This window comes from Bradyrhizobium sp. CCBAU 53338 (assembly GCF_015291665.1).
Taxonomy (GTDB): Bacteria; Pseudomonadota; Alphaproteobacteria; order Rhizobiales; family Xanthobacteraceae; genus Bradyrhizobium.
Genome location: NZ_CP030048.1, coordinates 3368148 through 3382441 on the forward strand (window position 1 = coordinate 3368148; position 14294 = coordinate 3382441).

Below are 14294 nucleotides of genomic sequence, written 5' to 3' on the forward strand. Positions count from 1 at the left end.
CAACAATAGCCTAAGGCGCGATGACGATTCGCCCTCATCTCGTCGCGCTTTAGAAGGGCCATTTCGTCGTGACGAAAGGCCACTTTTAGGGTAGGCAGGCAGCCATGAGCCGCCGCATCAAAAGAACCAATCAAGAGCCCCGTTCGCGCGACGAGCGCAAGGATTCGCGTCCATTCAAGGCGCGTAGCACGAAGAAGGCGGGGCCTCGTCCGGCGGCCAAGCCGGGCAGCAAGCCGCCGCGCTTTGCGGCTGAGCGCACTGAACGGCGTCCGCCCAAGGCGGAAGCGGAGAGGGCCGTGCCGGCAAAGCCGGTTGAGGCGCTGCTGCCGACCAAGGTGCAGACCGTCACCGTGACGGCGGACGAGAACAACATGCGCGTTGATCGTTTCCTCGAAGCGCGCTTTCCCGGCCTGTCGTTCTCCCATATCCAGCGCGTCGTCCGCAAAGGCGAGCTGCGCGTCGACGGCAAGCGCGTCGACAGCAAGGACCGGCTGGAGGAGGGACAGAGCGTCCGCATTCCGCCGCTGAAGCTCGACGCACCAAAGGTTGTCGGCGAGCTTTCGGAGGCCGCGCAGAAGACGCTGAAGGCATTGAAGGAGATGACCATCTACGAGGACGACGACGTCCTCGTGCTGAACAAGCCCGCCGGCCTTGCCGTGCAGGGCGGCTCGGGCATGACCCGCCACATCGACCAGATGCTGGAGGTGATGCGCGATTCCAAGGGGCAGAAGCCGCGCCTCGTGCATCGCATCGATCGCGAGACGTCAGGCTGTCTGCTGATCGCCAAGACGCGCTTTGCTGCCTCGCATCTGACCGGCGCGTTCCGCTCGCGCTCGGCGCGGAAGGTGTATTGGGCGCTGGTGCCAGGTCTGCCGAAGCCGAAGCAGGGGCGCATCTCGACCTTCCTTGCAAAGGAAGAGAGCGAGGACGACACCATCATGCGCATCGCCCAGCACGGCGACGAGGGCGCCAGCCACGCGGTGACCTATTACGCGGTGGTCGAGACCGCCGGCAACAAGCTGACCTGGGTATCGCTGAAGCCGGTGACCGGCCGCACCCATCAGCTGCGCGCCCACATGGCGCATATCGGCCATCCCATCGTCGGCGATCCCAAATATTTCAACATCGAGAACTGGCAGCTGCCGGGCGGCCTGCAAAACCGGCTGCATCTGCTCGCGCGCCGCATCGTCATCCCGCATCCGCGCGGCGGCGTGATCGACGCCACCGCGCCGCTGCCGCCGCATATGCAGCAGTCGTGGAATCTGCTCGGGCTGGACGCGAGCCGGTTCGATCCGATCGAGAACGCGCCGGAGGAGTAGGATTGGGTCGACGGTGTCGTCGCTTCAATTCCGAAACTGCTCCAGAAACATCCGCAATGAGTCATGCGGGCTCTCGACGTCGGTGATCAGCCAGCCCTCCGGCTCGTTGACCAGGATGAAGTTCAGCCTCACAGGCCGGCCGCGATTGTCGAAACTCGCCGCGACATAGGTCTTGTCGTATTCCTTGCGGATGATTGAGATCGCGACCGGGCCGAGCTTCCAGCTCGGGCTCTGAACCAGGAAATCGTAGGGCTCGCTGCGCGGCGCGGACCACGCTCTGCGCAAGGAGGGATCGAAGAATTGCCGGGCCGTGGCATCGTCCCGCGGCAGGCCCCTGGAGAGTTCCGGCACGCCCTCGCCATAATGGGCGTAGACGTTGCGGATCAGCGATTCCGGGGTGCGAAAGCCGGCCTCGGCTCCGGCCGGCCAAAGCCCGGCGAACAGGGCCACGATGCCCGCAAGTTCCCTCATGCCCGCTCGCTTTATCGGCCGCAACTCTTAGCATAAAATCTTGGCATAAAATCTTGGCTTAAAACGCGCTTACCTTAAAAGCCTAGCATCCAGTGACCGGGACCGAAAACTCACATGCGCGAATTGTTCGAAGAAGCCGCCAGGCAACCACCGCCGGACCCCCGGGAATCGGCGCGCGCTTCGGCACGGATGCCGCTGCGCAAGCGCTTCTACAGGGAGGCCGGCGTCACCGAGGCCGAGGGCGGCTTTACCATCACGCTCGACGGCAAGCCGATCCGCACGCCCTCTGCACGCCCGGTGGTGATCCCCTCGCGCGGGCTTGCCGATGCCGTGGCCGCGGAATGGGCCGCCCAGGGCGAGGCGATCGATCCTGTCACCATGCCGCTGACGCGGATCGCCAACAGCGTGGTCGAGGGCGTGGTCGACCGCGTCGAACTCGTCACGGACGACCTTGCAAAATACTTCGAGACGGACCTGCTGTTTTATCGCGCCGGTCATCCCGATGGGCTGGTCGCTCGCGAGGCCGCCCATTGGGACCCAGTGCTGTTTTGGGCCGCCGAGACGCTGGGGGCGCATTTCATCCTCTCCGAGGGCATCACGCATGTGAAGCAGCCCGACGAGGCGCTCCGGGCGGCCCGCAGCGCGCTGCCGGGAGATCCCTGGTCGGTGGCTGCCCTCCACATGGTGACGACCCTGACCGGCTCGGCGTTGCTGGCGCTGGCGCTCGCCCATGGCGCGCGTGACGCCGATCAGGTCTGGGCCGCCGCCCACGTCGATGAGGACTGGAACATCGACCAATGGGGCGTGGACGAGGAGGCGGCCGTCCGTCGCGCCGCGCGCCTCAGGGATTTCGAGGCCGCCGTGGCGGTCCTTACGGCCGTGAACCCGCTCGGGGCCTAAGGTCCTTAACGAGAGGTTTACGAGGGGGCCTTAGGGTGGGAATCGCGTTCCCCGGGCCCTTGAGATGCCGACGCCGATAAGCTCGATCATTCCGGTCAGTGCCGCCAGCCCCGTGGCTGATGCGGCAACGCCCGATCTCGTGCTGCAGGCCGGGAGCGTCGTCGATGCCAGGGTCGTCAGCGTGCTCGCCGACAATCTGGTGCGGATCGCGATCGCCAATCTGTCGATGGACGTGATGTCCGAGGTGTCGCTGACCCCAGGGCAAAATCTCGAGCTTGCGGTCTCGCAAAACGACGGCACGATCAGGCTCGCCGTGGTCAATGGGGCAGGCGGGGCGAGCGCCGATCAGGTGACGTTGACGCCGACGGCGGCGTCGCTGGTCGACAGCCCGTCGCTTGCGCCGTCCGCAATCGCGGTGCGTAACCCCCTGACGCCGGCCGAGCAGGTCGCTGTCACCGTCGCCTCGGCCGAGGCCGTGACCAAGCAGGGCGGCCAGGCGCCTCTATTCGCCAACCTCGCATCGGTCGTCACCGGTAGCGATCTGCCTGAGGGGCTGAAGCAGGCCGTGCTTGATGTGCTGGCACAACAGACGCCGCTCACCACTGCGCTCGACGGCGGCGATATCGAATCCGCCTTCCAGAAGTCCGGACTGTTTCTCGAGGCCTCGCTTGCAGCAGTCGCGACGCCGCCATCAGGTGCGGTGCCCGACCTGAAGGCCGCGCTGCTCGTGTTGCGCCAGACGCTGGCGGCGACGTCAGGCACCCTCAAGCCCCCAGGGCCGCAAGTCGCAGCACAAAGCGCAGCGGTTTCGCTGCCCGCTGCGGCCGCGCCGCGGATCGCAGTTTCGGTCCCGCAAGCGGCAGGCGAGGCCGTGCAGTCAGTAATGCCGACGGTTGACGCAGAGGTTGCTCAATCCGCCCAACTGCCGCGCGAGGCTGCGCTTGCGGCTGCCGTGCTGAAAGACATGGCCGGCGGTGCGTCGCAGGCAACACCGCCGCGGACCATCTCCGCAGGCCTTGCCGCGACCCTGCTGCAAGAGGTCACGCAAAACCTGCCGCGCATGACCGGCAATGTGCCGGGTTCAAATAAAGCAGTGCCTGACAGTCACGCCTTCGAAGCGGCCGCGCGTGCGACCACGCCGCCACCGTTTCGCGGCGCGCTGCCATCGCCGCAGGCCGTCGCCTCGCCATCGCTTGCACCAAACGCACCGCTCGCTGCGACCGTGCATCGCCTGCTCGGCGACACCGATGCCGCGATCGCGCGGCAGACGTTATTGCAGGTGGCCTCGTTGCCCGATCGCGCCGATGCTGGCGGCCATCGCATCGACCCGACCGTGCCGCAGTGGAATTTCGAGATTCCGTTCGCGACCCCGCAGGGCACGGCGATGGCGCAGTTCGAGATCTCGCGCGATGGCGGCAACGATCAGGCCGATCCCGCCAAGCGCGCCTGGCGCGCGCGCTTCACGCTCAATGTCGAGCCGAGCGGACCGGTGCATGCGCTGATCACGCTGAGCGGGGACAAGACCTTCGTGCGGATGTGGGCCGAGCGGCCCGCAACCGTGCAGCAGCTTCGCGCCGGGATCGGTGAGCTCAATCAGGCGCTGACCAAGGCCGAGCTCAAGCCCGGCGACATCATCGTGCGCGACGGCACCCCGCCGCAGCCGGCACCCGCGCGCGCCGGGCATTTCCTGGATCGCGCCACATGAGTGACGAATCCAAGCTCGCAATTGCGCTGCATTACGAGAAGGGCAGCGGTGCGCCTGTCGTCGTGGCCAAGGGCAAGGGCACGATCGGCGCCAAGATCGTCGAGATTGCGAAGGCCAACGATATCCCGATCGAGGAGAACGAGATTCTGGCCGGCGCGCTCTCCAAGGTCGAGCTCGGTGAGGAAATCCCGCCTGACCTCTACAAGGCCGTCGCCGAAGTCCTCGTGTTTGTGCTGCGGCTTTCGGGCCGCGCGCGCTAGCGACGATCCCTGGCGCGCCTGACGCGCGGGCGCATCACGCCTCGTCGGCCGGCTTCGTCGCCGTCAGCGCCTGGTCGATGGCGAAGCCGCCGATCTCGCTCATCGCCTGCGAGATCACGTCGCCCTTCCGCGCAAAGCCGCTGGAGAGATAGTCGAACTGGGTCCGCGCCAGCCGCAGCACCTCGATCGGCACGGAGATAGCGGTCTCGTTGAACGCGTCGACCGAGGCGCGCAACGTCTCGAGTTCGGTGGTGAGCTTGCCGATATGGCCTTCCGCATCCTGCATCAGGTCGAGCAGCTTGCCGCGCTCGGTGTCGAACGCGGCCCGTTCGGCGGCCGCAGCTGTCGTCGCCTCGGTGAGCTGCGCCCGCAGCGCGGCGATCTGGCCGACCATCGCGTCGGAGGCGAGCTCGGTGGCCTCGCGCAGCTCCACCAGGCGCTTGTTCTGTTCCTGCTGTTCGTGAAACAGCCGTTCGGCCGACATGGCCCGTTGGGTGAGTGATGCAATCAGCGCGGCCGCGCGCAGCAGAATCTCGCCGTTCCGCCCCGACACCATGCTGGCCATGCGCCGCAGGAAATCTGTGGTCTCGGACGCGCTGTTCGGAAGCAGGGGAACGACCGTGGCGGACATGAGGTGATGCTTGCAGCCGGACGTGGTGACCGCCGCCGTACCGACTGAGCTCACGCAACATTCGGCGCCTGATCGAAGCGGTGAGCAAGCCTGAATCGGCAGGCCCGGTCAACCTGTCAGCCCCGTCAAAATGGCGGTCATCCCGCCGCCAGTCCGCGCAAGGATCAGCCGTCCTTCTGCCGGCCGATCCGCCCCAGATGGGTGAAGCCGAAGCCGGCCGAATATTTCAGGCCATAGCCCAGGGCCCGGTCGATGCCGATATGGGCGAGCCAGATCAAGGCGATGGACAAGGTGAGGGGCGAGGCGAGGCCGAACCCCAGCGTCATCAGCGTCACCGGCGCCATGTAGCTGTGGGCGGCGTTGTAAGCCAGCGCGCCGAATTTGGCGTCCGACAAATAGGCCAGGAAGCTCAGATCCGGCACCAGGAAGAGCAGTAGATAGACCGTCCAGGAGCCGCCCCAGGCCGCATAGAGCGCCGTCATGCCCGCGAACAGAACGAGCCCCTCGAGCCGCAGCAGAATCCGGACGCCGCCGGTCACGGCGCCGGCTTCAGTCCCTCTCTCGTCCATCGTCGCCTCCGGGCAAAACTTTGTAATTCCTTGCGCTTTCACGCTGCGGCAGGGCAGCCCTGCGGCGCCGAAAGCCGCTTCCCGGCTTGCAAAATGCCGTGTTAGAACCCCGCATCACTTAAGGCTTAAGAACTGGCGGGAGCAAATGAAACATATCCTGGACGCCCTTGAAGACCGTCGCGCCGGCGCAAAGCTCGGCGGCGGGGAGAAGCGCATCGAGGCGCAGCACGCCCGCGGCAAGCTGACCGCGCGTGAGCGCATCGAGCTCTTGCTCGACAAGGGATCGTTCGAGGAGTTCGACATGTTCGTCGAGCACCGCTCCACCGAGTTCGGCATGGAGAAAAACAAGGTGCCCGGCGACGGCGTCGTCACCGGCTGGGGCACCGTCAATGGTCGCAAGACCTTCGTGTTCGCTAAAGACTTCACCGTGTTCGGCGGCTCGCTGTCGGAAACACATGCGCTGAAGATCACCAAGCTCCAGGACATGGCGATGAAGGCGCGCGCGCCCATCATCGGCCTCTATGACGCGGGCGGCGCCCGCATTCAGGAGGGCGTCGCCGCGCTCGCCGGCTATTCCTACGTGTTCCGCCGCAACGTGCTCGCCTCGGGCGTGATCCCGCAGATCTCCGTCATCATGGGCCCCTGCGCCGGCGGCGATGTCTATTCGCCTGCCATGACCGACTTCATCTTCATGGTGAAGAACACCAGCTACATGTTCGTCACCGGTCCCGACGTGGTGAAGACCGTGACCAACGAGGTCGTCACCGCCGAAGAGCTCGGCGGCGCCTCGGTGCACGCCACGCGTTCGTCGATTGCGGACGGCGCCTTCGAGAACGACGTCGAGACGCTTCTGCAGATGCGTCGCCTGATCGACTTCCTGCCGTCCAACAACACCGACGGCGTGCCGGAATGGCCGAGCTTCGACGACATTGGCCGCGTCGACATGTCGCTCGACACGCTGATTCCCGACAATCCGAACAAGCCCTACGACATGAAGGAATTGATCCTGAAGGTCGTCGACGAGGGCGACTTCTTCGAGATCGCGGAGAGCTTCGCCAAGAACATCGTCACCGGCTTTGGCCGCATCGCGGGCCGCACCGTCGGCTTCGTCGCCAACCAGCCGATGGTGCTGGCCGGCGTGCTCGACAGCGATGCATCACGCAAGGCCGCGCGCTTTGTCCGGTTTTGCGACGCATTCAACATTCCGATCGTGACCTTCGTCGACGTGCCGGGCTTCCTGCCGGGCACCGCGCAGGAATATGGCGGCCTGATCAAGCACGGCGCGAAGCTCCTGTTCGCGTACTCGCAGTGCACCGTGCCGCTGGTGACGATCATCACCCGCAAGGCCTATGGCGGCGCCTTTGACGTCATGGCCTCCAAGGAAATCGGCGCCGACATGAACTACGCCTGGCCGACCGCCCAGATCGCTGTCATGGGTGCCAAGGGCGCGGTCGAGATCATCTTTCGCAGTGACATCGGCGACCCCGACAAGATCGCTGCGCGCACCAAGGAATACGAAGACCGCTTCCTGTCACCCTTCATCGCCGCCGAGCGCGGCTACATCGACGACGTCATCATGCCGCACTCGACCCGCAAGCGGATCGCACGCGCGCTGGCGATGCTGAAGGACAAGAAGGTCGAAGCGCCGGCGAAGAAGCACGACAATTTGCCGTTGTAGAGGGCCATGGCAAAGAAGAAACCAAGTAGAGCGAAACTGCAGGCGACGGCGAGTGCTAAGGCAGAAGTCGTTGCCAAAGCATCCTACGAGCGAAAGCGCGTGACCACGGAGGTGATTCCTCCAGATGTGACACGAGCGAGAACAAGCGCGTGGCTCGACTTGGTTTCTCCCCTTACTGAATGGGCCGGATTGAAGGGGGATGAACTTAGACTCAAGCGAGCACAGTTGCGCCTTCAGCAAGAAGACGTGTTGGGCGAAATTGTTCGGAGAGCTCAAACGCGCATAAAAGGGTCTACGGCGGAGCTTAAGCCAATTCAGAACAAGTTTCTCGTCCCATTTCTTGAGAAAGCGTCGCTAGAAGATGAGGAAAGCTCCCTAATTGATCTTTGGGCAGGTTTGTTGGCCTCTGCGGCTGAAGGTGGAAGTTCCCAGCATATTCATTTCGTCAGCATCATTTCCCAGTTGTCGCCAGCGCAAGGTAGTCTGTTCGCCAAGCTGATTCATACCAAGTCGGAAGAAAGACTTGGGCTTGCGATGGATTACATCAAGAACCTAGAATTTCACGCGGTTCGCGACGCGCTGACAAAGAGGCTTGAGCCAATACTAGCATCGCTTCCAACGGCGTTTGACCCAATCGAGTCCAAGATTGCGGAATATCTGGATTGCTTGGGCGTGGCGGTTGTGTACGGCGATCTGGGAATAGCTAGCCCGGATAATTTTGTCGAGATCGATTTTCCAAATGGAGAGATCTATTCCGACGCTATTGACGTCGATTTCTCAATTCTCGAAGCCGTTGGGTTGATCCGAAGAGTGGAAACAACCTTCGTTGCTAAGGAGATCTATTCAATATCGTTGGTCTATTATCACCTAGCAAGCATGGGGTTCCATTTCGCTAAAGCTTGTGGCTTAGTCCGGCTCCTCGGGGAGGTAAGCTCGATCGAATTCGATGGCGACGATATGATGGTCCATTTCGACGATGGGCGGTCGCTTAGGGTGAGCCTAACGTTGTTTCCCGTGCTTCTCGACGCTTCTTCATTGGAAAGAGAAAATTTTCATATCACTGCGGTTTCGATTGAATGGGAAAAACTGGAAGAAGAAATCCTCATTGAGGATCTTTTAGAAGCTGCCCAGGGCAAATGATACTTATCTCGCCCGACGTGACCCCAATGACCGAAGACGATCAGACCGACGAAATCTCCGACATCGAAGATCGGATCGAGCGGCTCGCCGAGATCGCCGAGCGATGCCGGAAATACATCCTGGCGTCCAAGATCGCGATCGGCAGCGGTGCGACGCTGCTCCTGGTCACCATTCTCGGATTGTTTGGGTTTGGTCAGACCGCCGCGCTCGGCTCGATCGCCTTGGTGCTCGGTGGCATCGTCTCGCTCGGCTCGAACATCAGCACGTTGCGGCAGACGGACGATGCGATCGGGGCTGCAGAGGCGCGCCGCGCTGCGCTGATTGGAACAATCGACCTGCGTGTGGTCGCCGATACACCGATGAAGCTGGTGTGACGCGCTGCCTTACGCGGCAGGCTTGAGGCTCAGCACCTGCAACTCCGCGCGGCATTCGGCGGCGAAGGCCTGAAGCCGTTCCGCGGTGTGCTGGTCGAGGATCGCCTTCGCCAGACGTTCAGCACGGGCTACTTGCGCTTTGAGATAGTCGATGCGGGCCATGTGTCACCTTCCGCAGGGATAATTTGAGGCAAATTGCTTCGTTCCAGTGGCCATGAGCCTATGGCTAACCCTGGGTTAATGATGTGCGGTGGGTCACACCGAGCGCGTCGCGTCCGCCGCAGCGAAATGCGCCATCTGGTCGTCCCGCGCTTTTGCGAACGCAGGCCTCGCCGTGGCGCGCGCGACGTAGGCGCGGCAGGCAGGGCTCCCGGCGAGCCCGTCGAAACGTTCGACGATGCGCAGCACGTCCGCCATTAGGATGTCGGCGACGGAGAAGGAGCCCGCAAGCCATTCGCGGTCGGCCAGCACCGCTTCCATGCGCTTGAGGCGAAGCTCGATGAAGTTGTCGAAGAACTTCGATCCCGGCTCGCCCATGAATTTCAGCATCGTCCAGGGAAGGCTTGCCATCTCCACCGAATTGAGCGCACCGAATACCCATTCCGTCACGTCACTGCGGCCGCGCCGATCAGACGGCATCAGCTTGGCGCTGAGCCCGCCGAGATGCAGCAGGATCGCGCCGGTCTCGAAAATCGAGAGATCGCCGTCGGTCAGCCATGGCGCCTGGCCGAACGGCTGGTGCGCCAGATGCGCTGGGCCACGGTCGTCGAATGGCGTGCTGGCGACGCGATAGGGCAAGCCGGCCTCTTCTAGCGCCCAGCGCACCCTGAGGTCGCGGACATAACCGCGCGGTGGCGGCGGAACCCAGTCGTAGGTGAACAAGGTGAGGTCGGGCATGCGGTGTCTCCGTGCTGTCTCAGGGATAGGACGGATGGAGGCGGCGCGTTCCGACAGGCAGAGGCGATTTTTTTGCGTGGTGCTACCGGCACGCCGGGTAGCCGAAGCGCCTGACGATTTCGCTTCCCGAGATTGAATGAAAGGCGAAGGTGTCCATGAAATGGTTGCCGGTCACGTATTGGCGCAAGGCGGCGCTGTAGGCGCTGGCCATTTGTTGCGTGAGCGATGGGCTGATGATGCCCTTTTTCCTGGAGCTGCCGAGATTCATGTTCCGTCGCGCGGCGCTCGCGCGAGACGCTGGTGCTGGCGCAGGAGTTCGCGAAATAGCACGCTATCCTGACATCCTTGCAATGAACCTGAACGGGCGATTCAGCGGCAGTTCATGTCATGCCCGCGACACTTCCTCCGCATCACTTGATCGATGAAGCAGAGGATATCTCATGGAGCGCCGGAACTTTTTGAAACTTGCCTTCGGTGTCGCGGCGGGAGCGGCCGCGTTCACCGCCGCCGCACAGGCTGCGCCGCTGGCGCCGCAGGTGCTCGGGAATGGCGGCACGCCATCGGCCAATCCGGATGCTCATCCCGCCGTCACCAGCAGTGAGGAGGCCGCCCAGCTCAAGCCCGAGCAGGTGCATTGGCACGGTCACGGTCACGGCCACTGGCACCGCCGTCACTGGGGCTGGCGCCATCGCCATTGGGGCTGGCATCGTCGCTGGCACCATCATCGGCATTGGCGCCGCTGGTAACGGCGCTGGACTGAAAAGGGGATCGCGACTGCGATCCCCTTTTTGTCGAGGTCGGGCCTCAACGAAAATGGCCGCGCAGGCTTTTGCCGCGCGGCCATTTCGCGGGTGCGGTCAATCAGAACGGACGGCAGCGGCCGGCGTACCAGCGGAAGCCATAGGGGCACACGCGCGGACGCACGACGACGACCGGCGGGGCGACCACGACCGGAGCGGGGGCGACGACGACATGACCGCGCATCGGACGGCAGCCGCCATAGGCGCCGCGGTACCAGCCCGGGCCGCAACCACCGGCGGCGCTGGCCGCCTCGCTGAAGCCGACGACCGCGCTGGCGAGCATCAGGGCGGCAAACAGATATTTCATTTGATTTTCCTTCTCGTCCTTGGGACTGGGCCTGGCGCTTGCGGCGCACAATCAATCAAACCATACGATTTGACATGTTAATTTTTGCGACATGTCGGCACGGCGCGATCCAAACCTGCCAATCATGACCTGAATGCGGCATGAATATTCGCCGCGTGCGGCCTTGCGCGACATGATGGCGCGTGAGCCTCGTCCCGATGAATCGGAACGAGCTCACGAATCTTGTTTGATGCGCTTTGTGGACGCCCGGCCATGACGACGGCGAAAGTCGGTACGCGACTTGTGCGCTCTCACACAAATCGCGCGATCAGTCCTTGCCGTTCCCGAACAGGGCCGCAAACTGCTTCTCGCCGGTGCGCGTAAAGTTCACCACGCGGCTGCCGGGGGTGGCGTCGCGCGCGGCCCATTTCAGCTCGGCGAAACGCTGCATCATCGCGGCGCCAAGCGTGCCGGCGAGATGATGGCGCCGCTCGCTCCAGTCGAGGCAGGCCTTGCAGACTGGCCGGCGCGGATGGCTGAGCATGTCAGGCGAGATCTGCAGATGCTTGGCGAGGAAGCGCTCGCCGTCCGCGGTCAGCTCGATGTCCTGCTTCTTCTGCCTGACCAGGTTTCGCATCCGCAGGCTGTCGAGCATCTGCACGCCGAGATCGCCGGCGAGATGGTCGTAGCAGATCCGCGCGCGCCGCAGTGCCGGGTCCTTCGGCCCGGTGCGCACGCGCATGTGGCCGGTGCGCGCGGCAAGTCCGGCAAGGCCTTCGAGCACGCCGGCGACGTCGTCGTCGGTGAGGCGGTAGTAACGGTGACGACCCTGCTTCTCCGGCTCGACCAGCCCGCCGGCCTCGAGTTTCGCCAGATGCGAGCTCGCGGTCTGCGGCGTGATGCCCGCCTCCTGCGCCAGCTCGCTCGCGGTGAGCGCGCGGCCGTTCATCAGCGCCGTGAGCATGTTGGCGCGGGCGGGGTCGCCGACCAGCGAGGCGACCATGGCGATGTCGGGTCCTGATTTCATGCTTCGATGGTAGCCGAAGCATTGTGGTCGGGCAAGCGCGTAGCGTGGTGCTGCGAATACGTCATTGCGAACGAAGCGAAGCAATTCAGATGCTTCAGCGGCGACGGTGTCGCTCGCGCTGCGCAATGAAAACCAAGGAGCCCATCATGTCCGTCACCGTCTTCATCCGCTACCAGCTCGATCCCTTCAAGCGCGCCCAGTTCGAGGAGTATTCGAAACGCTGGCTCACCATCATCCCGAAATGCGGCGGCGACCTGATCGGCTATTTCATGCCGCACGAAGGCACCAACAACATCGCCTTCGCGCTGATCACCTTCGAAAGCCTGGCTGCCTACGAGGCCTATCGCGCGCGGCTGCGGCAGGATGCGGAAGGCATGGCGAACTTCCATTTCGCCGAGGACAACAAATTCATCCTCGCCGAAGAGCGCACCTTCCTGCGCAAGGTGGTAGTGTAGGCCATCCAGTCAAGGAGACGCCCATGATCGCCGTGATCTTCGAGGTCTGGCCCAAGCCAGAACACAGTCAGACTTACTTCGACCTCGCGGCCGATCTGAAGCCGATCCTGCAAACCATCGACGGCTTCATCTCGGTCGAGCGCTTCGAGAGCCTGACCGAGAAGGGCAAGATCCTGTCGCTGTCGTTCTGGCGCGATGAGGCCGCGGTGCAAGCCTGGCGCAACACGATGGAGCACCGCCGCACCCAGGCCAAGGGCAGGGCGAAGATCTTCTCCGACTATCACCTGCGCATCGCCAGCGTCGTCAGGGACTACGGCATGACCGATCGCGAGCAGGCGCCGAAGGACAGTCGCGCCGTGCACGACGCGCACTAGGGCTGTCGGGCGCGCACTGGCGCTGCCCACTCAGTGTGCCTATCTCTGCGCGGCCAACAAGGGAGAGAAACATGCATGTGACGACCGCTGACAAGCGCGCGACGTTCAGGAAGATGCACGAGAGCGGCTGCTTCATCCTGCCCAATCCGGTCGATGTCGGCAGTGCCAAGGCCTTGCAGCATCTCGGTTTCAAGGCGATTGCGTCTTCGAGTGCGGGCTTCGCCTGGACCATCGGCAAGGCCGACAATCGCGTCACCGTCGAGGATGTCTGTCAGCATCTGGCAGCATTGAGCTCGTCCGTCGACATTCCCGTGAACGCGGATTTCGAGGGCGGTTTTGCGGTCGAGCCTGACAAGGTCGCCGATCACGTCGAGCGCGGCGTGCGCACCGGCGTTGCCGGCCTCTCGATCGAGGATTCCACCGGCGACAAGGACAAGCCGTTCTATGAGCACGCGCTCGCGGTCGAACGCATCAAGGCCTCGCGCAAGGCGATCGGCGACAGCGGCACGCTCTTGGTCGGACGCTGCGAGGCGTATCTCTGGGGCGTCACCGATCTCAAGCTCGTCATCGACCGGCTCACCGCTTACGCCGATGCCGGCGCCGACTGCCTCTACGCGCCGGGCCTGAAGACCCGCGAGGACATCGCCGCGGTGGTGAAGGCCGTCGCACCAAAACCGTTCAATCTGCTGATTGGTGCCTCCGGCCTGTCGTTGAAGGAAGCCGAAGATCTCGGCGTGCGCCGCATCAGCGTCGGCGGCTCGCTCGCGCGCGCCGCCTGGGGCGGCTTCATGCGTGCGGCGAAGGAGATGGCGGAGAAGGGGACGTTCACCGAACTCGCCAGCGGTTACCCCGGCGGCGAGCTCAACAAGATGTTCAGCTAGAACCAGAACAAAGCGGCGGGATCTTTCGATCCCGCCGCTGTCACATCGTGTTGCAAATCGTTACTTCGCGCCGTCAGACGGTGTCTGCGTAGCCGGCGCGGGCTTTGCCGCAGGCGTATCCGCCGGCGCAGCCGGCTTGCTCGGTGCGGCGCCCGTCGTCACGCCGGGCGAGGTGTTGCTGCGCGGCGTCACGTCACGCATGCCGGGAGGTGCGGCCGGATTGGCCGGAGCCGTCTGCTGCGCGGTCTGCGTGCTCGGCGTGGTACTTGCCTGGTTGCTCGTGCTGCTGTTGTTCAAGCCGTAGAACACAGCGCCCAGCACCAGGGCGATTGCCACCGCGAACAGCGCGACCTTGCCGCTGGAGGCGGGGCCTTCGCCCAGTTCGGGATCGGCCTGAAGGTCGGCATCCCGGCGCGCCGCGCGAAGATACTCATCGTCGGCGAGGTTCGGGCGGTACGGATCGTTGGGAAAACGGTCGTCAGCCATCGATTGGATCTCCTCGTTGATTGCGTTCTGACAACCCCGAG

General features: G+C 63.9%; 20 protein-coding genes. 11 read left to right on the forward strand and 9 right to left on the reverse strand.

What is annotated here, in order from left to right:
* Positions 1–104 precede the first annotated feature (104 nt).
* Positions 105–1319, forward strand: coding sequence for an RluA family pseudouridine synthase (locus tag XH90_RS15650; protein WP_194482279.1), 1215 nt, complete (start codon positions 105–107; stop codon positions 1317–1319).
* Between the two features lie 24 nt (positions 1320–1343).
* Here the strand turns inward: XH90_RS15650 and XH90_RS15655 are convergent, their stop codons facing one another.
* Entirely contained in the window at positions 1344–1790 is a 447-nt protein-coding gene (locus XH90_RS15655; RefSeq protein ID WP_194482280.1) for a hypothetical protein, read from the reverse strand.
* 114 nt (positions 1791–1904) lie between these two features.
* Between XH90_RS15655 and XH90_RS15660 the strand changes: the two genes are divergently transcribed.
* The 3 genes from XH90_RS15660 to XH90_RS15670 all read left to right on the forward strand — a co-directional run bounded on the left by XH90_RS15660 (position 1905) and on the right by XH90_RS15670 (position 4655).
* Complete coding sequence (locus XH90_RS15660) at positions 1905–2690, forward strand: ATP12 family chaperone protein (RefSeq protein WP_194482281.1); 786 nt, start codon at positions 1905–1907, stop codon at positions 2688–2690.
* Positions 2691–2754: 64 nt separating this feature from the next.
* Positions 2755–4395, forward strand: coding sequence for a flagellar hook-length control protein FliK (locus XH90_RS15665; protein ID WP_194482282.1), 1641 nt, complete (start codon positions 2755–2757; stop codon positions 4393–4395).
* Positions 4392–4655, forward strand: a complete 264-nt coding sequence (locus XH90_RS15670; protein WP_027535726.1) for an EscU/YscU/HrcU family type III secretion system export apparatus switch protein — start codon at positions 4392–4394, stop codon at positions 4653–4655. The genes XH90_RS15665 and XH90_RS15670 overlap by 4 nt, the downstream gene beginning before the upstream one ends.
* A 34-nt stretch (positions 4656–4689) precedes the next feature.
* Here the strand turns inward: XH90_RS15670 and XH90_RS15675 are convergent, their stop codons facing one another.
* Complete coding sequence (locus tag XH90_RS15675; protein ID WP_194482706.1) at positions 4690–5286, reverse strand: hypothetical protein; 597 nt, start codon at positions 5284–5286, stop codon at positions 4690–4692.
* 164 nt (positions 5287–5450) lie between these two features.
* The gene (locus XH90_RS15680) at positions 5451–5855 is read right to left on the reverse strand and encodes a DUF4260 domain-containing protein (RefSeq protein ID WP_194482283.1); all 405 of its coding nucleotides are present in this window, start codon (positions 5853–5855) and stop codon (positions 5451–5453) included.
* 145 nt (positions 5856–6000) lie between these two features.
* Between XH90_RS15680 and XH90_RS15685 the strand changes: the two genes are divergently transcribed.
* From XH90_RS15685 to XH90_RS15695, 3 genes are read left to right on the forward strand one after another with little or no spacing between them, the layout of a single operon-like run.
* On the forward strand, positions 6001–7533 hold the full coding sequence (locus tag XH90_RS15685; protein WP_194482284.1) for an acyl-CoA carboxylase subunit beta: 1533 nt from the start codon (positions 6001–6003) through the stop codon (positions 7531–7533).
* 6 nt (positions 7534–7539) lie between these two features.
* Positions 7540–8673 carry a DUF2442 domain-containing protein gene (locus tag XH90_RS15690; RefSeq protein ID WP_194482285.1) on the forward strand — a complete coding sequence of 378 codons (1134 nt, stop codon included), beginning with the start codon at positions 7540–7542 and terminating at the stop codon, positions 8671–8673.
* Positions 8674–8699: 26 nt separating this feature from the next.
* Positions 8700–9047, forward strand: coding sequence for a hypothetical protein (locus XH90_RS15695; RefSeq protein WP_194482286.1), 348 nt, complete (start codon positions 8700–8702; stop codon positions 9045–9047).
* Positions 9048–9056: 9 nt separating this feature from the next.
* On the opposite strand, the gene XH90_RS15700 is transcribed toward XH90_RS15695, so the two are convergent.
* The 3 genes from XH90_RS15700 to XH90_RS15710 all read right to left on the reverse strand — a co-directional run bounded on the left by XH90_RS15700 (position 9057) and on the right by XH90_RS15710 (position 10212).
* Positions 9057–9209 (reverse strand): hypothetical protein, encoded by a 153-nt coding sequence (locus XH90_RS15700; RefSeq protein ID WP_194482287.1) that lies wholly within the window; start codon positions 9207–9209, stop codon positions 9057–9059.
* Between the two features lie 93 nt (positions 9210–9302).
* Complete coding sequence (locus tag XH90_RS15705) at positions 9303–9944, reverse strand: glutathione S-transferase family protein (protein WP_194482288.1); 642 nt, start codon at positions 9942–9944, stop codon at positions 9303–9305.
* A gap of 82 nt (positions 9945–10026) precedes the next feature.
* Positions 10027–10212: a hypothetical protein gene (locus XH90_RS15710; protein ID WP_194482289.1), complete on the reverse strand. Its 186-nt coding sequence runs from the start codon at positions 10210–10212 to the stop codon at positions 10027–10029.
* 172 nt (positions 10213–10384) lie between these two features.
* Between XH90_RS15710 and XH90_RS15715 the strand changes: the two genes are divergently transcribed.
* On the forward strand, positions 10385–10690 hold the full coding sequence (locus XH90_RS15715; RefSeq protein ID WP_194482290.1) for a twin-arginine translocation signal domain-containing protein: 306 nt from the start codon (positions 10385–10387) through the stop codon (positions 10688–10690).
* A 115-nt stretch (positions 10691–10805) separates the two neighbouring features.
* Here the strand turns inward: XH90_RS15715 and XH90_RS15720 are convergent, their stop codons facing one another.
* The gene (locus tag XH90_RS15720; RefSeq protein ID WP_194482291.1) at positions 10806–11051 is read right to left on the reverse strand and encodes a GCG_CRPN prefix-to-repeats domain-containing protein; all 246 of its coding nucleotides are present in this window, start codon (positions 11049–11051) and stop codon (positions 10806–10808) included.
* Between the two features lie 307 nt (positions 11052–11358).
* A complete protein-coding gene (locus XH90_RS15725; RefSeq protein WP_194482292.1) occupies positions 11359–12057 on the reverse strand; it encodes a helix-turn-helix transcriptional regulator in 699 nt (232 codons plus the stop codon).
* Positions 12058–12203: 146 nt separating this feature from the next.
* Here XH90_RS15725 and XH90_RS15730 point away from each other — a divergent pair, with 146 nt between their 5' ends.
* From XH90_RS15730 to XH90_RS15740, 3 genes are all read left to right on the forward strand, one after another.
* Positions 12204–12512 carry an NIPSNAP family protein gene (locus tag XH90_RS15730; RefSeq protein WP_128966802.1) on the forward strand — a complete coding sequence of 103 codons (309 nt, stop codon included), beginning with the start codon at positions 12204–12206 and terminating at the stop codon, positions 12510–12512.
* Positions 12513–12535: 23 nt separating this feature from the next.
* Positions 12536–12886 (forward strand): antibiotic biosynthesis monooxygenase, encoded by a 351-nt coding sequence (locus XH90_RS15735; RefSeq protein WP_194482293.1) that lies wholly within the window; start codon positions 12536–12538, stop codon positions 12884–12886.
* A 71-nt stretch (positions 12887–12957) separates the two neighbouring features.
* Entirely contained in the window at positions 12958–13767 is an 810-nt protein-coding gene (locus XH90_RS15740; RefSeq protein ID WP_194482294.1) for an oxaloacetate decarboxylase, read from the forward strand.
* A gap of 60 nt (positions 13768–13827) precedes the next feature.
* Here the strand turns inward: XH90_RS15740 and XH90_RS15745 are convergent, their stop codons facing one another.
* A complete protein-coding gene (locus XH90_RS15745) occupies positions 13828–14253 on the reverse strand; it encodes a hypothetical protein (protein WP_194482295.1) in 426 nt (141 codons plus the stop codon).
* Positions 14254–14294: the final 41 nt, after the last annotated feature.